Annotated in this window: 10 protein-coding genes; 2 read left to right on the top strand and 8 right to left on the bottom strand. The window is 68.9% G+C overall.

Going from position 1 to position 14542, the window contains the following annotated elements:
* Window positions 1-64 precede the first annotated feature (64 nt).
* The 3 genes from mqo to ACI2JO_RS03805 all read right to left on the bottom strand — a co-directional run bounded on the left by mqo (window position 65) and on the right by ACI2JO_RS03805 (window position 5807).
* Window positions 65-1738, bottom strand: a complete 1674-nt coding sequence (gene mqo, locus ACI2JO_RS03815; RefSeq protein ID WP_404719405.1) for a malate dehydrogenase (quinone) — start codon at window positions 1736-1738, stop codon at window positions 65-67.
* 345 nt (window positions 1739-2083) lie between these two features.
* Window positions 2084-4663: an ATP-dependent chaperone ClpB gene (gene clpB / locus ACI2JO_RS03810; protein ID WP_404719404.1), complete on the bottom strand. Its 2580-nt coding sequence runs from the start codon at window positions 4661-4663 to the stop codon at window positions 2084-2086.
* A 25-nt stretch (window positions 4664-4688) separates the two neighbouring features.
* On the bottom strand, window positions 4689-5807 hold the full coding sequence (locus tag ACI2JO_RS03805) for a glycosyltransferase (RefSeq protein WP_404719403.1): 1119 nt from the start codon (window positions 5805-5807) through the stop codon (window positions 4689-4691).
* Between the two features lie 31 nt (window positions 5808-5838).
* On the opposite strand from ACI2JO_RS03805, the gene ACI2JO_RS03800 reads away from it, so the two are divergent.
* Together ACI2JO_RS03800 and ACI2JO_RS03795 are read left to right on the top strand one after the other, a co-directional pair.
* Window positions 5839-6948 (top strand): glycosyltransferase, encoded by a 1110-nt coding sequence (locus ACI2JO_RS03800; RefSeq protein ID WP_404719402.1) that lies wholly within the window; start codon window positions 5839-5841, stop codon window positions 6946-6948.
* Between the two features lie 35 nt (window positions 6949-6983).
* A complete protein-coding gene (locus ACI2JO_RS03795) occupies window positions 6984-7970 on the top strand; it encodes a hypothetical protein (RefSeq protein WP_404719401.1) in 987 nt (328 codons plus the stop codon).
* Here the strand turns inward: ACI2JO_RS03795 and ACI2JO_RS03790 are convergent.
* The 5 genes from ACI2JO_RS03790 to dnaJ form a co-directional block, all read right to left on the bottom strand.
* Window positions 7916-9307 carry an efflux transporter outer membrane subunit gene (locus ACI2JO_RS03790; protein WP_404719400.1) on the bottom strand — a complete coding sequence of 464 codons (1392 nt, stop codon included), beginning with the start codon at window positions 9305-9307 and terminating at the stop codon, window positions 7916-7918. The two genes, ACI2JO_RS03795 and ACI2JO_RS03790, sit on opposite strands and share 55 nt — an antisense overlap.
* Complete coding sequence (locus ACI2JO_RS03785) at window positions 9304-10461, bottom strand: HlyD family secretion protein (RefSeq protein ID WP_404719399.1); 1158 nt, start codon at window positions 10459-10461, stop codon at window positions 9304-9306. The genes ACI2JO_RS03790 and ACI2JO_RS03785 overlap by 4 nt, the downstream gene beginning before the upstream one ends.
* A complete protein-coding gene (locus tag ACI2JO_RS03780; RefSeq protein WP_404719398.1) occupies window positions 10458-12110 on the bottom strand; it encodes an MFS transporter in 1653 nt (550 codons plus the stop codon). The genes ACI2JO_RS03785 and ACI2JO_RS03780 overlap by 4 nt, the downstream gene beginning before the upstream one ends.
* A 216-nt stretch (window positions 12111-12326) precedes the next feature.
* Entirely contained in the window at window positions 12327-13319 is a 993-nt protein-coding gene (era, locus tag ACI2JO_RS03775; protein WP_404719397.1) for a GTPase Era, read from the bottom strand.
* A complete protein-coding gene (gene dnaJ, locus ACI2JO_RS03770) occupies window positions 13316-14440 on the bottom strand; it encodes a molecular chaperone DnaJ (RefSeq protein WP_404719396.1) in 1125 nt (374 codons plus the stop codon). The genes era and dnaJ overlap by 4 nt, the downstream gene beginning before the upstream one ends.
* Window positions 14441-14542: the final 102 nt, after the last annotated feature.

Genomic DNA, 14542 nt, shown 5'->3' with positions numbered 1-14542 from the left:
AACCAAGCGGCGGGGCAGGGGGCGCGGCGAGTTTTTCCGCCACGCCGTCCCCGCCCGGGCCGTGTTACAGCGCCAGATCGGGATGGCGGTCTGGCTTGACGCGCGTCGCGGCCGGGGCGGGCTGCGAAGCGACATGGACCGGCGGTGGTGCGATCGCCAGTTGCAGCGTCTCGGCGGTCGCGGCCCATTCGCGCGCGAGCAGATCGGGCTGCGCGTTGAGCGGCGTGCCATAACTCGGGACGATCGCGCGGATCCGTTGTTGCCACGCGGGGGTCGCGAGCCGATCGGCGAACACCTTCTTGAGCAGGTCGAGCATGATCGACGGGGCGGTCGACGCGCCCGGCGATGCGCCGAGCAGCGCCGCGATCGACCCGTCCTTCGCCGCGACGATCTCGGTGCCGAGCTTGAGCACGCCGCCTTTCTTCGGATCGCGCTTGATGATCTGCACGCGCTGCCCGGCCTGCCACAGCCGCCAATCGCCGTCCTTCGCGCCGGGCAGATACTCGCGCAGCGCGTTCATCCGATCGGCATCGCTCATGATGAGCTGCCCGGCGAGATATTCGACCAGATCGAAATCGTCCCAGCCGACGGCGAGCATCGGGCGGAAATTGTCGAGCGTCACCGACGCGGGAAGGTCGAAATACGAGCCTTCCTTCAGGAACTTGGTCGAGAAGGTCGCGAACGGCCCGAATAGCAGCACCTGCTTGCCGTTCAGATAGCGCGTGTCGAGATGCGGCACCGACATCGGCGGCGATCCGCTCGCCGCCTTGCCATAGACCTTGGCAAGGTGACGCCTGGCCACCGCCGGGTTTTCGGTGACGAGGAACGACCCGCCGACCGGGAAGCCCGCGTAATCGTCGGCCTCGGGGATGCCCGACTTCTGGAGGATCGGCAGCGCGCCGCCGCCGGCGCCGGCGAACACGAAGCGCGCAGTGATGACCTGCTCGCTATCGTTCTTCATACCGCGCGCGGTGACGCGCCATGTGCCGTCGCCGTTGCGCTCCAGCGAGCGGACCTCGTGCCCGGTGGTGAGCGTGAAGTTGGGACGCTTGCCGAGCGACGCGATATATTGCCGCGTCACCTCGCCCCAATCGCAGTCGGTGCCGAGCGGCGAGCGCGTCGCTGCCAGCTTCTGCCCGGGCGCGCGGCCTTCCATCATCAGCGGCACCCAGCGGGCGATCTGTGCCGGGTCGCTGGTGAATTCCATGCCCGAGAACAGCGGGCTCGCGCCGAGCGCCTCGTAGCGCTTGCGCAGGAAAGCGACATTCTCGTCGCCCCAGACGAGATTCATATGCGGGGTGGAGTTGATGAACGTGCGCGGGTTGCCGAGCACCCCAGCGTTCACTTGCGACGACAGGAACTGTCGCGTAACCTGGAATTGCTCGTTGATCTCGATCGCCTTGGCGATCTCGACGCGACCGTCGGCGCTGTTGACCGGCGTGTAGTTCAACTCGCACAAGGCGGAATGACCGGTGCCGGCGTTGTTCCAGCCGTTCGAGCTTTCGTCGGCGACCGTGTCGAGCCGCTCGACCAGTTCGATCGACCAGCCCGGTTCGAGCTGGGTAAGCAGCACGCCGAGCGTCGCGCTCATGATCCCGCCGCCGATCAGCAGCACGTCGACCTTGCGCTCGGTCGGCGCGGCGCGCGCGGCGGGTGCGAGCGCGGCAGTGCCGGCGGCGAGGCTCGCGCCCAGCAGGTTGCGGCGGGTCACGCCAGAGGAAGGGGGAGTGGTCTGCACCGGGGGGTCTTTCCGCTATGACGACGAGCCCCCGCCCCGGTCGGGCGGAGAATGGTCGCACGTGATCGTTCCGGGCGCGGCACCGGGGAGGCGAGCGCAACCGAAGGGAAATCCTCACCCAAAATGGATCGTTCGAAGGGGCAAATGGCACTGGCGCCTGCGCGGCGCAAGGCTTGTGGCCGTGACAAGGCGTGTCAGGGATTGCGCCAGATGGCAGGAGTTCCGGCCTTCAAGGTCACCCTTCGCCCACCGTCATCCCCGCCAAAGCGGGGATCCGGACGCGCAGGCCTTTGCGGGAATGACGAAGGGGCGGGGGCGGACGTACTACCCCCGCCAGCACGCCGGTCAATCGACCGTCAGCGCCAGCTTGCCCTCGCCTTCGTCGACGTGGACCGTCGCACCGTCCTTCACCTCGCCGCGCAGGATCAGCTCGGCGAGCGGATCCTGCAAATGGCGCTGCACCGCGCGCTTCAGCGGACGTGCGCCATAGACCGGATCATAGCCGACCCGCCCCAGCCACGCGCGCGCCGCATCGGTGAGGTCGAGCGTGACCTTGCGATCCGCCAGCAGCTTGCCGACGCGCCCGACCTGGATGTCGACGATCGGCCCCATGTGCGACTGCCCCAGCCGGTGGAAGAGGATGATCTCGTCCAGCCGGTTGAGGAATTCCGGCCGGAAGTGCGCGCGCACCACCTCCATCACCTGCGGCTCGACGCTTTCCACCGCGGCATCGTCGGGCATGTTGGCCAGATACTGGCTGCCGAGGTTCGAGGTCAGGATGATGAGCGTGTTCGAGAAATCGACCGTGCGCCCCTGACCATCTGTCAGCCGGCCGTCGTCGAGCACCTGCAACAGCACGTTGAACACGTCGCCATGCGCCTTCTCGACCTCGTCGAACAGCACGACCTGATAGGGCCGGCGCCGCACCGCCTCGGTCAGCACGCCGCCTTCCTCATAGCCGACATAGCCCGGCGGGGCACCGATCAGCCGCGCGACGGCGTGCTTCTCCATGAACTCGCTCATGTCGATCCGCACCATCGCGCTGGAATCGTCGAACAGGAATTCGGCGAGCGCCTTAGTCAATTCGGTCTTGCCGACGCCGGTCGGCCCGAGGAACAGGAAGCTGCCCAGCGGCCTGTTCGGGTCCTGCAACCCGGCGCGCGCGCGACGCACCGCGGTCGAGACGGCGCGCACCGCATCGGCCTGACCGATCACGCGCTTGCCGAGCACCTCCTCCATGCGCAGCAGCTTCTCGCGCTCGCCCTCCAGCATCCGGTCGACCGGCACGCCGGTCCAGCGGCTGACGACACCGGCGATGTCGTCGGCGGTTACTTCCTCGCGGAGCATCGCGCCCTGCGTTGCGCCAGCCGCGTCGGCGAGTTGCTTTTCAAGCGCGGGGATGCGCCCGTAGGACAGCTCGCCCGCCCTGGCGAGATCGCCCTGCCGCTGTGCCTGTTCGAGTTCGAGCCGCGCGGCGTCGAGCTGTTCCTTCAGCTTGGCCTCGCCCGCAATCTTGTCCTTTTCGGCCTGCCAGCGCGTCGTCAGCTCGGCGGATTGCTGTTCGAGATTGGCGAGCTCGCCCTCCAGCGTGTCGAGCCGGTCGATGGACGCGGCGTCGGTCTCGCGCTTCAGTCCCTCGCGCTCGATCTTGAGGCGCAGGATGCGGCGGTCGAGCGTCTCGATTTCCTCGGGCTTGCTCTCCACTTCCATGCGCAGCCGGCTCGCGGCCTCGTCCATCAGGTCGATCGCCTTATCGGGCAGGAAGCGGTCAGTGATGTAGCGGTTGCTGAGCGTCGCCGCCGACACCAAGGCGCCGTCAGTGATCCGCACGCCATGGTGCAGCTCGTACTTTTCCTTGAGCCCGCGCAGGATACTGATCGTATCCTCGACGGTCGGCTCGCCGACGAACACCGGCTGGAAGCGGCGTTGCAGCGCCGGGTCCTTCTCGACATGCTTGCGATATTCGTCGAGCGTGGTCGCGCCGACACAATGCAGCTCGCCACGCGCCAGCGCGGGCTTGAGCAGGTTGCCGGCGTCCATCGCGCCCTCGGACTTGCCCGCGCCGATCAGCGTGTGCATTTCGTCGATGAACAGGATGATGTCGCCATCGGCCTGCTTGACCTCGTCGATGACGCCCTTCAGCCGCTCCTCGAACTCGCCGCGATATTTCGCGCCCGCGATCAGCGCGCCCATGTCGAGCGCCATCAACGTCTTGTCTTTCAGGCCGTCGGGGACATCGCCGTTGGCGATGCGCAGCGCGAGGCCCTCGACGATCGCGGTCTTGCCGACGCCCGGCTCGCCGATCAGCACCGGATTGTTCTTGGTACGGCGCGCGAGCACCTGGATCGTGCGGCGGATTTCCTCGTCACGGCCGATCACCGGGTCGAGCTTGCCGTCGCGCGCCGCCTGCGTCAGATCGCGCGCGAACTTCTTGAGCGCGTCGTAGCGGTCCTCGGCGCTGGCAGTGTCGGCGGTGCGGCCACCGCGCAACTGCGTGATCGCGGCGTTGAGCGCCTCGGGCGTGGCGTTGGCGGTCTTGAGCGCCTTGCCCGCCGCGGTGTTGAGGCTGAGCGCGAGCGCGACCAGCAGCCGCTCGACGGTGACATAGGAGTCGCCGGTCTTTTGCGCGATCTGTTCGGCCTGATCGAGCACGCGCACCGCGTCGGCGGAGAGGCCCGGCTGGTTCTGCGCGCCCGAGCCGCTGACCGCGGGGATCTTGGCGAGCGCGCCGTCGGTTTCGGTCACCGCGCGCCGCGCATCGCCGCCCGCGGCGGTGATGAGCCCGGCGGCCATGCCCTGCTCGTCTTCCAGCAACGCCTTAAGCAAATGCTCGGGGGCGATCTGCTGATGGTTCATGCGCAGCGCGACGGTCTGGGCGGATTGGAGGAACCCGCGCGCGCGGTCGGTAAATTTTTCAAGGTTCATCTGAACGCCTCGTAAGTCTTGGTTGTCAGATGGTGTTGCTCAATGGCAACACAAGGGGGCGTGTGATCGCCTCCTCGAAGATGGCGAGATAGGCAGCGGCGGAGGCGGGCGCGCTGTAGGGGGCAGCGGCCGAAGCGCGCACGCCATGTGTCTGAAACGGCAGGTCGAGCGCGGCGTCTAGGGCGGCGGCCAGCGCGGCGGCGTTGCGGTCGCGCACCACCTGTCCGCGCTGCGGCGACGCAAGCAGGTGATGCAGTACCGGGGTACAATCGGTGGCGACGACCGGCACGTCGGCGGCCAGCGCCTCGATCGGCACCGCGGGAAACCCCTCGTAGCGCGAGGTCATCAGCAGCACCGACGCCCGCGCCAGCCGTTCCGGCACGTCGGCGACGAAGCCGGGCATGTCGACGTGCTCCGCGACGCCCAAATGGCGGGCCAGCGCCTCCAGCTTCGTGCGCTCCGGCCCTTCGCCGAGAATTGTCAGCCGGGCCGGGCGGCGCGGGAGCAGCGCGGCGAAGGCACGCAGCGCCAGCGCCATATCCTTCTGCGCTTCCAGCCGGCCGATCGCGAGGATCGCGGGCGGGCGCTCGGGGACGGTACGCGGCGCGGGGCGATGGTCGCGCGGCAGGTTCGGCTCGGGCGCGACGCGGACCGGGCGGCCGGGCAACAGGCGGCGGGACTGTTCGGCAAGCTCGGGCGACATGGCGACGAACATGTTCACCGCATCGGTCAGTCGCGCGAGCAGTCGCCGCGCGACGCCGCGCAGGCCGGGCGGCAGATCGGGCAACAACGGATTGCTGATTTTCGCCACCAGCGGCAGGTGCGGCAGCGCGCGGCGGATCGCGGGCGCGATCCAGAAATGGTAATTGCCGGTGATATAGCCGACGTCGGGCGCCAGCGCGCGCAGCACCGGCACCATCGCCCGGCCCAGCCGCAACCGCGACAATGCACTGCGCGGCACCGGCGGCGACAGGACATGGACCGCGACGCCATCGGGGACGCGCGCGCGCATCGGGCCGTCCGTCGCGCCCGCGACGATCGTCACACGATGCCCGGCGGCAACCCATTCGCCCGCCAGCCGCAGCGCGGTCGCCTCCGTGCCCCCGGCGTTGAAATCGTGCAGGAGCAGGGCGATCGATTTCACATTCACGCGATGTTTGATAACGAGCGGCGCGATGAAAGTCGCGATCTTCCTCCCGTCGCTGGCCGGTGGTGGTGCCGAGCGGATCGCGCTGTTCGCGACCGAACGGTTGCGCGCGGCCGGGATCGACGCCGAGCTGATCGTCGCCAGGGCGGAAGGGGCGCTCGTCGATGCACCGGTCTTCGCCGCGCATGGCGTTGATCTCGGCGCACCCAACGAATTGCTGAGCCTGCCGGCGCTGCTCCGCTACGTCGATCGCGCGCGGCCCGATCTGTTGTTCGCCTTCGTCCACAGCGCCAAGATCGTCGCGGGCTTGGCCAAGCTGCGGCGTCCGTGGCTGCGTGTCGCGATCAGCGTGCACAACGCGCTGGAGGTGCCGCGCCGCGCGCGCTTCTGGCCGCGCGCGTTGTTCGGCTATGCACCGGAGCGGCGGCTGTACCGCGATGTCGTCGCGGCCCAGGCGGTGTCGCGCGATCTGGCGGCGCAGGTCGTCCGACAATTCGCGCTGCCGCCGGAGCGGGTCCATACCATCTACAATCCGCTGCCGGACCGGCTTGCGCCGGGCGCGATCGACGCGGGGCATGAGGCGATCTTCGCGCGCCCGGTGATCGTCAACGCCGGGCGGATGGTGGCGCAAAAGGACCAGGCGGCGCTGATCCGTGCTTTCCACGCGGCGGGATTGCACAGGCGCGCCCGGCTGCTGATCCTCGGCGAAGGACCGTTGCGCGGCGCGTTGGCCGCGCAGGTCCGCGCGCTCGGGCTGGAGGACAGCGTCGCCATGCCGGGCTTCGTCGCCGACGTCCGGCCTTATATGGCCCGCTCGGCAGGCTTCGTGCTGTCGTCGCGCAACGAAGGTTTCGGGCTGGTGCTGGCGGAGGCGCTGTCGGTCGGCTGCCCGGTGGCATCTTTCGATTGTCCCAGCGGGCCGCGCGAGCTGCTGGCGGACGGCGCGCTCGGTACGCTGATCGCGGCGGACGACGAGGCGGCGCTGGGGCGGGCGATGACGGCAATGGTCGACGGCACCGCCGTGCGCGCCGCGCCCGAACGGGTCGCCGCGCACCTGCGCCAGTTCGCGCCGGACACGATCGCCGCGCAATATGTCGCGCTGGTCAGATCGCTGGTCCCAGCGGGCGCGGTGGCGTAGGGGCGCGCGATGATGCCGGAAGAACGACTTTCCCGATGACGATCAAGACCGTGGCAGCGCGCGTACAGGCCTGGGCCGAGACGCCGGGGGCGAAGCGGATCGGGCGGGTGGTGCGCGTGCTGTTCTTCGTTGCGATCACCGCGATCCTGCTGTTCCAGTTGCGCGCGATCGGCTGGTCCGACGTGCTGCGCTCCCTGCCGACGCAACCGCTGTTCTATCTGCTGTTCTTCGCCAATTTCATGGTCCTGCCGCTGACCGAGGTGCCGATCTTCCGCCGCCTGCTGGGGCAGCCGATCCCCGGCGCCTTACCGGTGCTGGTGCGCAAGCGGATCGTGAACGCGGTGCTGGTCGATTATTCGGGCGACCTCTATCTCTACGACTGGGCGCGCAAGCGGCTGGGGATCGAATCGCGCAAGCTGCTGCTGGCGGTGAAGGACAATGCGATCCTGTCGTCGCTGGCGGGCGCGGTGGTGGCGGGCGCGTTCATCGTCACCTTCATCGTCCGCGCGCCGACCGGGCGCATCGCGGGGTGGCTCGATTCCTCGCTTGGCCTCGTCGTCGGCGGGGTGCTGTGCGCCAGCCTGACCCTGCCGCTGCTGCTGCGTTTCCGCCACGCGATCCTGTCGACCAGCGCGCGGGTGGCGTGGCAGGTGTTCGGCATCCACACGCTGCGCACAATCGTCAATCTGACGGTGCAGGTCGTGCAATGGGTGATCGTGCTGCCGGGCGAGCATTGGACGACGTGGCTCAGCTTCCTGACCGCGCAACTGGTGATCGCGCGGCTGCCGTTCATCCCCAATCGCGACCTGCTGTTCATGGCAGCGGGATTGCAGATGAGCGGCGGGCTGACCGCGTCGCGGGACGCGATGGCGGGACTGCTGGTCGCGGGCACTGCGCTGACGCAGGGGACGAACCTGTTGCTGTTCCTCGTCACCGCCTTCTGGATGAAGCCCGCGCCGGGTGCGGATCAGCGCGCGGTTGCCGACACGTCCGCGCGCGACCAGCCGCCGCCCATCGCCTGATACAAAGCGACATAGCTGTTGAGCCGGTCGGCGCGCGCCTGCGCCAGCGACAATTCGGCGGTCAGCAGGGTGCGTTGCGCATCGAGTTGCTCGATGTAGCTGGAATAGCCGGCGCGATAACGGTTGGTGGCGTTCTGGAGCGCGCCGCGTGATGCGGCGACCTGCTCCGACAGCGCCTGCGCCTGTTCGCCGGTGCGGCGCACGCCCGCCAGCGCATCCTCGACCTCGCGGAACGCGGTGAGCGAGGTGCGGCGATACGCGAAGGCGGCCTGATCGCGCCGCGCGGTCGCGCCGCGTTCCTGTGCGCGCAACCGCCCGCCGTCGAAGATCGGGCCGAGGATGCTGGCGCCGAGCGAGAACACCACCTCCGGCTGCGCAAGCGCGGTGGACAGCACAAGATTCGCCGCGCCGGTCAGCGACAGATTGGGGAGCATCGCCGCGCGCTGGCTGTCGAGCGAGCGGTCGGCGGCGACCAGCGTCTGCTCGGCCTGGAACAGATCGGGGCGGCGGCGCAGCAGGTCGGCGGGCAGCCCATCCGGAATCGCCGGGGTGGCGAGCCGCTCGAGCGTCACCCCGCGCTCGATCGCGCGCGGGACGTCGCCGGTCAGCAGCGCTAACGCATTCTCGGCGCGGGTGATCGCGAGTTCGGCGGCGGGGACGAGCTGCGCGGTGCTGGCATATTCCGCCTGCGCCTGCCGGTATTCGAGCCGCGAGGTATAGCCGGCCTCGAACCGCCGCTGCGCGATCCGCAAGGCCTCCGCGCGCGCCGCCAGCGTGTCGCGCGCGATCGCCAGCCGGTGGTCGAGCGCGCGCAGCGTGATGTAGCTCTGCGCGGTCGTCGCGGCGGTCGCGAGCCGCACCGTATCCGCCGCCGCCTCGGTGGCGAGCAATTGCGCACGCGCGGCGCGCGTCGCCTGTCGCAAGCGCCCGAACAGGTCGAGGTCGTAGCTGAGCGTCACGCCCGGCTGCACCGCCGCCGAACGCGCGGTGGTGCCGAGCGCGCTGATCTGCTGCCCCTGCGTTTCGGGTACCGCGCCGCCGATCTGCGGGAGCAATTGCGCGCGCGCGAGCGCTTCGGCGGCGCGCGCTTCCTCGACGCGCGCGGCGGCGGTCTGGATGTCGAGATTGTTGGCGAGCGCGCGCTCAACCAAAACGGTCAGCACCGGATCGCCGAACCCCTGCCACCAGCCGGCCTGTACCGGGCCGCCGACCGGAAGCGCGTTGCGCCACGCCGGAGGTGGCACGACCGCGGCGCTCTCCGGCGCGGCGCGGCGCGGGCCGGGCAGGGCGCACCCCGCCAGCAACAGCGGGAGCAACAGCGCGCGTTTATTGCTCATCGCGGGCTCGGCGCACCATCGGTGTCGACGCGCGCCTGCACCGACATGCCGGGGCGCAGCCGCTCGGCGAGCCGCTGACCGGGGTCGACACGAATGCGTATCGCTATCCGCTGCGGCACCTTGGTGAAATTGCCGGTGGCGTTGTCGGATTTGAGCACCGCGAACTCACTGCCCGCGGCGGGCGAGATGCGCTCGACGCGCCCGGTCAGTCTTGCGTTGGCGAGCGCGTCGACGGTGAAGCTGGCGCGCTGCCCGACCGTGATCCGCGCGGTCTGCGCTTCCTTGAAGTTGGCGATCACCCATGTCTCGGGCGGCACGAGGAACATCAGCTGCGACCCGGCGGTGACATATTGCCCGACGCGAACGCCGACCTCGCTGAGCCGTCCGGCCTCCGGCGCGCGGATGATGGTGTTGGCGAGGTCGATCTTGGCGAGGCGCAGCGCGGCGCGTGCGCCGGAGACGCCGGCCTGCTGCCCGCCGCGCCCGACCTCGACGGTGCGGATGTCCTGCCGTGCGATCTCCTGCGCGGCCTCGGCCTGGTTGAGCTGTGCCTGTGCCTGACGGAGTGCGGCGAGCGTCTGGTCACGTTCGCGAAGTGAAACCGAGCCGTCGGTGACGAGATCGTTGACGCGGTTCATGTCAGCCTGCGCGCGCATCAGCTGCGCGCGGGCGTTGGCGACCGCTGCGCCCTGCGCGCCGAACGACGCCTGCCGGCTGGCGGCGGTCTGGGTCGCGTTGGCAAGCGTGGCCTGCGCGGTCTCCACCTGCGCCTGCGCCTGTTCGACGCGCTGCGCATAGATGCGGTCGTCGATCGCGACGAGCGGCTGGCCGGCTTTCACATTCTCGAAGTCGCGGACCAGTACGCGGGTGACATAGCCGGACACCTGCGGCGCAATCACGGTCGTGCGCCCGCGAACATAGGCATTGTCGGTCGACTCGTAAGCGGTGGTGAACGGCCAGACCCGCCATGCAGCCAGCACCGCGGCGATCCCCGCAACCGCGAGCAGCAGGATCAGTGCGACCGCGGTGCGCGACAGCGCGGGCGGCCGCCACCCGGAGCCGGCGGGTGGGGCAGGGGCCGTAACGGCCGTGTCCTCGGCCAATTTCTCCTCGGTGGCGGGCGCGGCGGCAACGGGGGAACGGGTATCAGTCATGCGGTGGCCTGAACGCGTGCGCGCCACGAACGGCGCAGCAGGAGGAACAGAAGATAGAAGAAGGTGAGCGCCGCCAGCACCGCGATCAAGCGGAACATATCGTCATAGGCGAGCACGTTCGCCTCGCGGGTGGCGGCTTGCGACAGGAGTGCGCCGCCCTCGGCGCTGCGCAACGTCGGATCGCCGACGACGCGCGCGACGCCGCTCGCACCGGATTGGAGGCGCGCCTGCACGATCGGGTCGGTCGGGTCGATCGCCTGCACCAGCGCGGCGCTGTTCGCCTTCTCGCGGACCACCTGATAGGTGCCGAGGATCGCGGTGCCGGCGAGCCCGCCGATCGAATTGAGCACGCCGAACAGCGCGAGGAAGCTGATGACGTGCCCGGCGCCCTGTTGCAGCGCGCGCGTCATCCCGAACAGCAGCGACGGCCCGAGGAAGAACGCGCCCGCGAAGGCGATCGTTGCCTGCGTCGCGTAGAGCTGCGGCGCGCGCGTCAGGCTGGTGGAGTAGGAATCGACCCAGGCCGCGATCGCGACCAGCCCGATCGCGAGCATTACCGGATGGGCGAGCTTGGTCGGGTCGAGCGTGATCGCGCTGATGACGAATCCGGCTACGGTGGCGATGAAGATGATCGTGAAGAACGGCACGAGCTGGTCGTTGTTCTGCCCCAGCACGGTCAGCAACCCGACCGCGCCGTAGGTCTGTTCGGACAGCACAATCCTCGCCATCAGCGTGACGACCGCGAAGCGCAGGATGTCGGCGCTGCCCAGCCAGCGCGTGTTGAGTAGCGGATTGGCGCGGTGATGTTCGATGATGAGCGCCGCGGCGAGCATCGGGATCGCGCCGAGCAGCGCCCAGCCGATCCACGCCGATTGCGTCCACCAGACGTAGCGCCCGAGCCCGAGCACCGCCGCGAACAACCCCATCGACCCCGCGAACAAGCCGAAGGTGACGAAGTCGAGCTTCTCGAACGCCTTCTGCCGCGTGGTCGGCGGCAGGCGGAAGGCGAGCACCGCGGCGAGGCTGAGTGCCGACAGCCCGAGCTCGAACAGATAGAGCGTCCGCCACTGGCTCATCGACAGCAATTCGGGCGAGAACAGTCGCGCGAGCGGGGTGGCGAGCTGCGGGATGCCGATCCCCAGCACGATTGCGCGCAGCCGCCATTTGGCGGGGAAGGCCTGCATCAGATAATAGAGCGCGAAGGTGTTGAGCGCCGCGCCCGCCATGCCGCTCGCCGCGCGCACCAACACCGCCGACCAGAGATCGCGCACGAACAGATGCCCGAGCGTCAGCAGCAGGTAGAGCGACAGGAAGATGATCGCGAACGGCCGCAACCCGAATTGCTGGCGGAACTTGATGAGCAGCAGATTGATGCTGACGTTGGTCATCACATAGACGGTCGGCAACCACGCGATCTCGGCCGGATCGAGACCGAGCGCGCCCGCCAGCGTGACGGTGTTCGCGCTGACCAAGGCATTGCCGAACCCGCTGGTCAGCCCGACGAGGATCGCGACCAAAGCATAGGCGAGCTTGCGCCGGCGCGGGTGGTCGGGCGAGCCCGGCGAGCCGGGCATGACCGGACGCTCGTGGGGCGCATAGTCCCAGCGTTCCTCGGCGAGGACAGTACGGAGGCGGGTGAGGAGCGCCATCTCAGCTACATGCCTGCGGTTGCGGGCGCTGTCATGAGGGTGACGAGCGCGTTTGCCCTTCTTTCGTCATCCCGGCGTAGGCCGGGACCCACGTCGCCGCAGACGCCGCCGCCGCTGCTCTCGCGGCACGCTGGACCCCGGCCTTCGCCGGGGTGACGGCGGGAGTGGGCGGCGCTCATCGGCGTTGGGGCAGGGGCGACGGCGGGTAGCCGGGCGTCACTCCACCCAGTCGAGGCCGAGGTCGCGGTAGACGCCGCGGTCTTCGTCCCAGCCGGGCTTGACCTTCACATGCAGGTACAGATGCACCGGGCGGTCGAGCAGCACTGCCAGTTCGGCGCGGGCGCGCGCGCCGATTTCCCTGATCCGCGCGCCGCCCTTGCCGAGTACGATCGCGCGCTGCGACGTGCGCTCGACCATGATCTGCTGGTGAATTTCGGTCGAGCCGTCCGGGCGATCGGTAAACTTCTCTGTCTCGACGACGCTGGCATAGGGCAGCTCGGCGTGGAGTTGCAGGTATAATTGCTCCCGCGTCACCTCGGCGGCCATCGCGCGCTCGGTCGCGTCCGAGACGTGATCTTCCGGGTAATGCCACGGCGCGGCGGGCAGCGCCTTGGCCAGTTCGCGTTTGAAGTGTGCGACGCCGTCGCCGGTCTGCGCGGAGATGAAGAACGTCTCCGCGAATGGCAGCAGCGCGTTGAGCTTCTCGGCGTGGAGCAGCAATTTCGGCTTGTCGGCGAGGTCTACCTTGTTGAGCACGAGATAGATCGGCTCGGGCCGACCCTTCAGCGCCTCGGCGATCTCGGTGACCTTGAGGCCGAGCCCGCCCTTGCCGTCGACGACCAAAGCGATCACGTCCGCGCCCTCGGTCCCGCCCCATGCCGCCGACACCATCGCGCGATCAAAGCGGCGCTTCGGCTCGAAGATGCCCGGCGTGTCGACCAGCAGCAGCTGCGTATCGCCCTCGATCGCGACGCCCATCAGCCGGGTGCGCGTCGTCTGCGCCTTGGGGCTGACGATCGCGATCTTTTGTCCAACCAAGGCATTGACCAGGGTCGACTTTCCGGCGTTCGGCGCGCCGACGACCGCGACCAGTCCGCAATGTTGCGCCGCCGCGTCGTCGGGCGAATGTTGCGAATGTTGAGACGCCGGCGGGTTGGATGGGTGGGGCGCGTTGGACTCCGGGAGCGCGTTTTCTTCAGACTCGGTCATTCGCCCGCAATGACACTCTTGAGCCGCGAGAAGAAGCCCTGGCTCTGCGGACATTCGTCGCCGGTTTCGGTTTCGCGAAACTCTTCCAGCAGCGCGCGCTGGCGGGTGCTGAGCTTGGTCGGGGTCTCGACGTCGATCTGGATCACCAGATCGCCGTGGCCGCGACCTTGCAGCACCGGCATCCCGGCACCGCGCTGGCGCAACTGCTTGCCCGACTGGATGCCGGCGGGGATCTTCACCTCGTGGCGCTTGCCGTCCAGCCCAGGGATCGACATCGTGCCGCCGAGCGCGGCGGTGGTGAAGCTGATCGGTGCGCGCGCGAACAGCGTCGTGCCCTCACGCTCGAACAGCGTGTGCCGCTTGACGTGGAGGAAGATGTAGAGGTCGCCGGCCGGTGCGCCACGCGCGCCTGCCTCGCCCTCACCGGTCAGCCGGACGCGCGTGCCCTCGTCGACGCCGGGCGGGACCGAGACGGCGAGCGTCTTGGTCTTCTCGACGCGACCCTCGCCGCGGCAGTCGCCGCAGGGATCGGTGATGACCTGCCCCGAGCCGTGGCAGAGCGGACAGGCGCGCTCGACGACGAAAAAGCCCTGCTGCGCGCGGACCTTGCCGTGGCCGTGGCAATGCTGACAGGTGTGTGCGTGCGTACCGGGCTTCGATCCGGTGCCGTGGCAGGTGTCGCACGGCGCGGAGATGTCGACGGTGATCTCCGTCTCCTTGCCGTGGAACGCCTCCTCGAGCGTGATCTCCATGTCGTAGCGCAGGTCGGCACCGCGGCGCGTCTGCTGCCGCCCGCCGCCGCTGCGCTGGCCGCCCATGAACTCGCCGAACACGCTTTCGAAAATATCGGAGAAGCCGCCGAAATCCTGCGCCTGATGCCCGCCGCCACCGCCGTTGCGGAACGCGGCATGGCCGAAGCGATCATAGGCGGCGCGCTTCTGCGGATCCTTGAGGCAGTCATAGGCTTCGCTGACCGCCTTGAACTTCGCTTCGGAGTCCTTGCACCCGGCGTTCTTGTCGGGGTGGTACTTCATCGCGAGCTTGCGGTATGACGATTTGATCGTCGCCGCATCGGCGGTGCGCTCGCATTCGAGCAGCTCGTAATAGTCGATTTCGGTCATACTGGTACTTCTAGCCCTCTCCCCTGTGGGGAGAGGGTTGGGTGAGAGGCGGCCACGCACGCTATCGCCTGTTGCATGACCACCCTACCTCACTACCCCTCA

The sequence above is a fragment of the Sphingomonas sp. NPDC079357 genome, from assembly GCF_044901155.1.
Taxonomy (GTDB): domain Bacteria; phylum Pseudomonadota; class Alphaproteobacteria; order Sphingomonadales; family Sphingomonadaceae; genus Sphingomonas.
The sequence above is the reverse complement of the archived record's forward strand: the minus strand, read 5'-3'. Positions and strand labels throughout refer to the sequence as shown.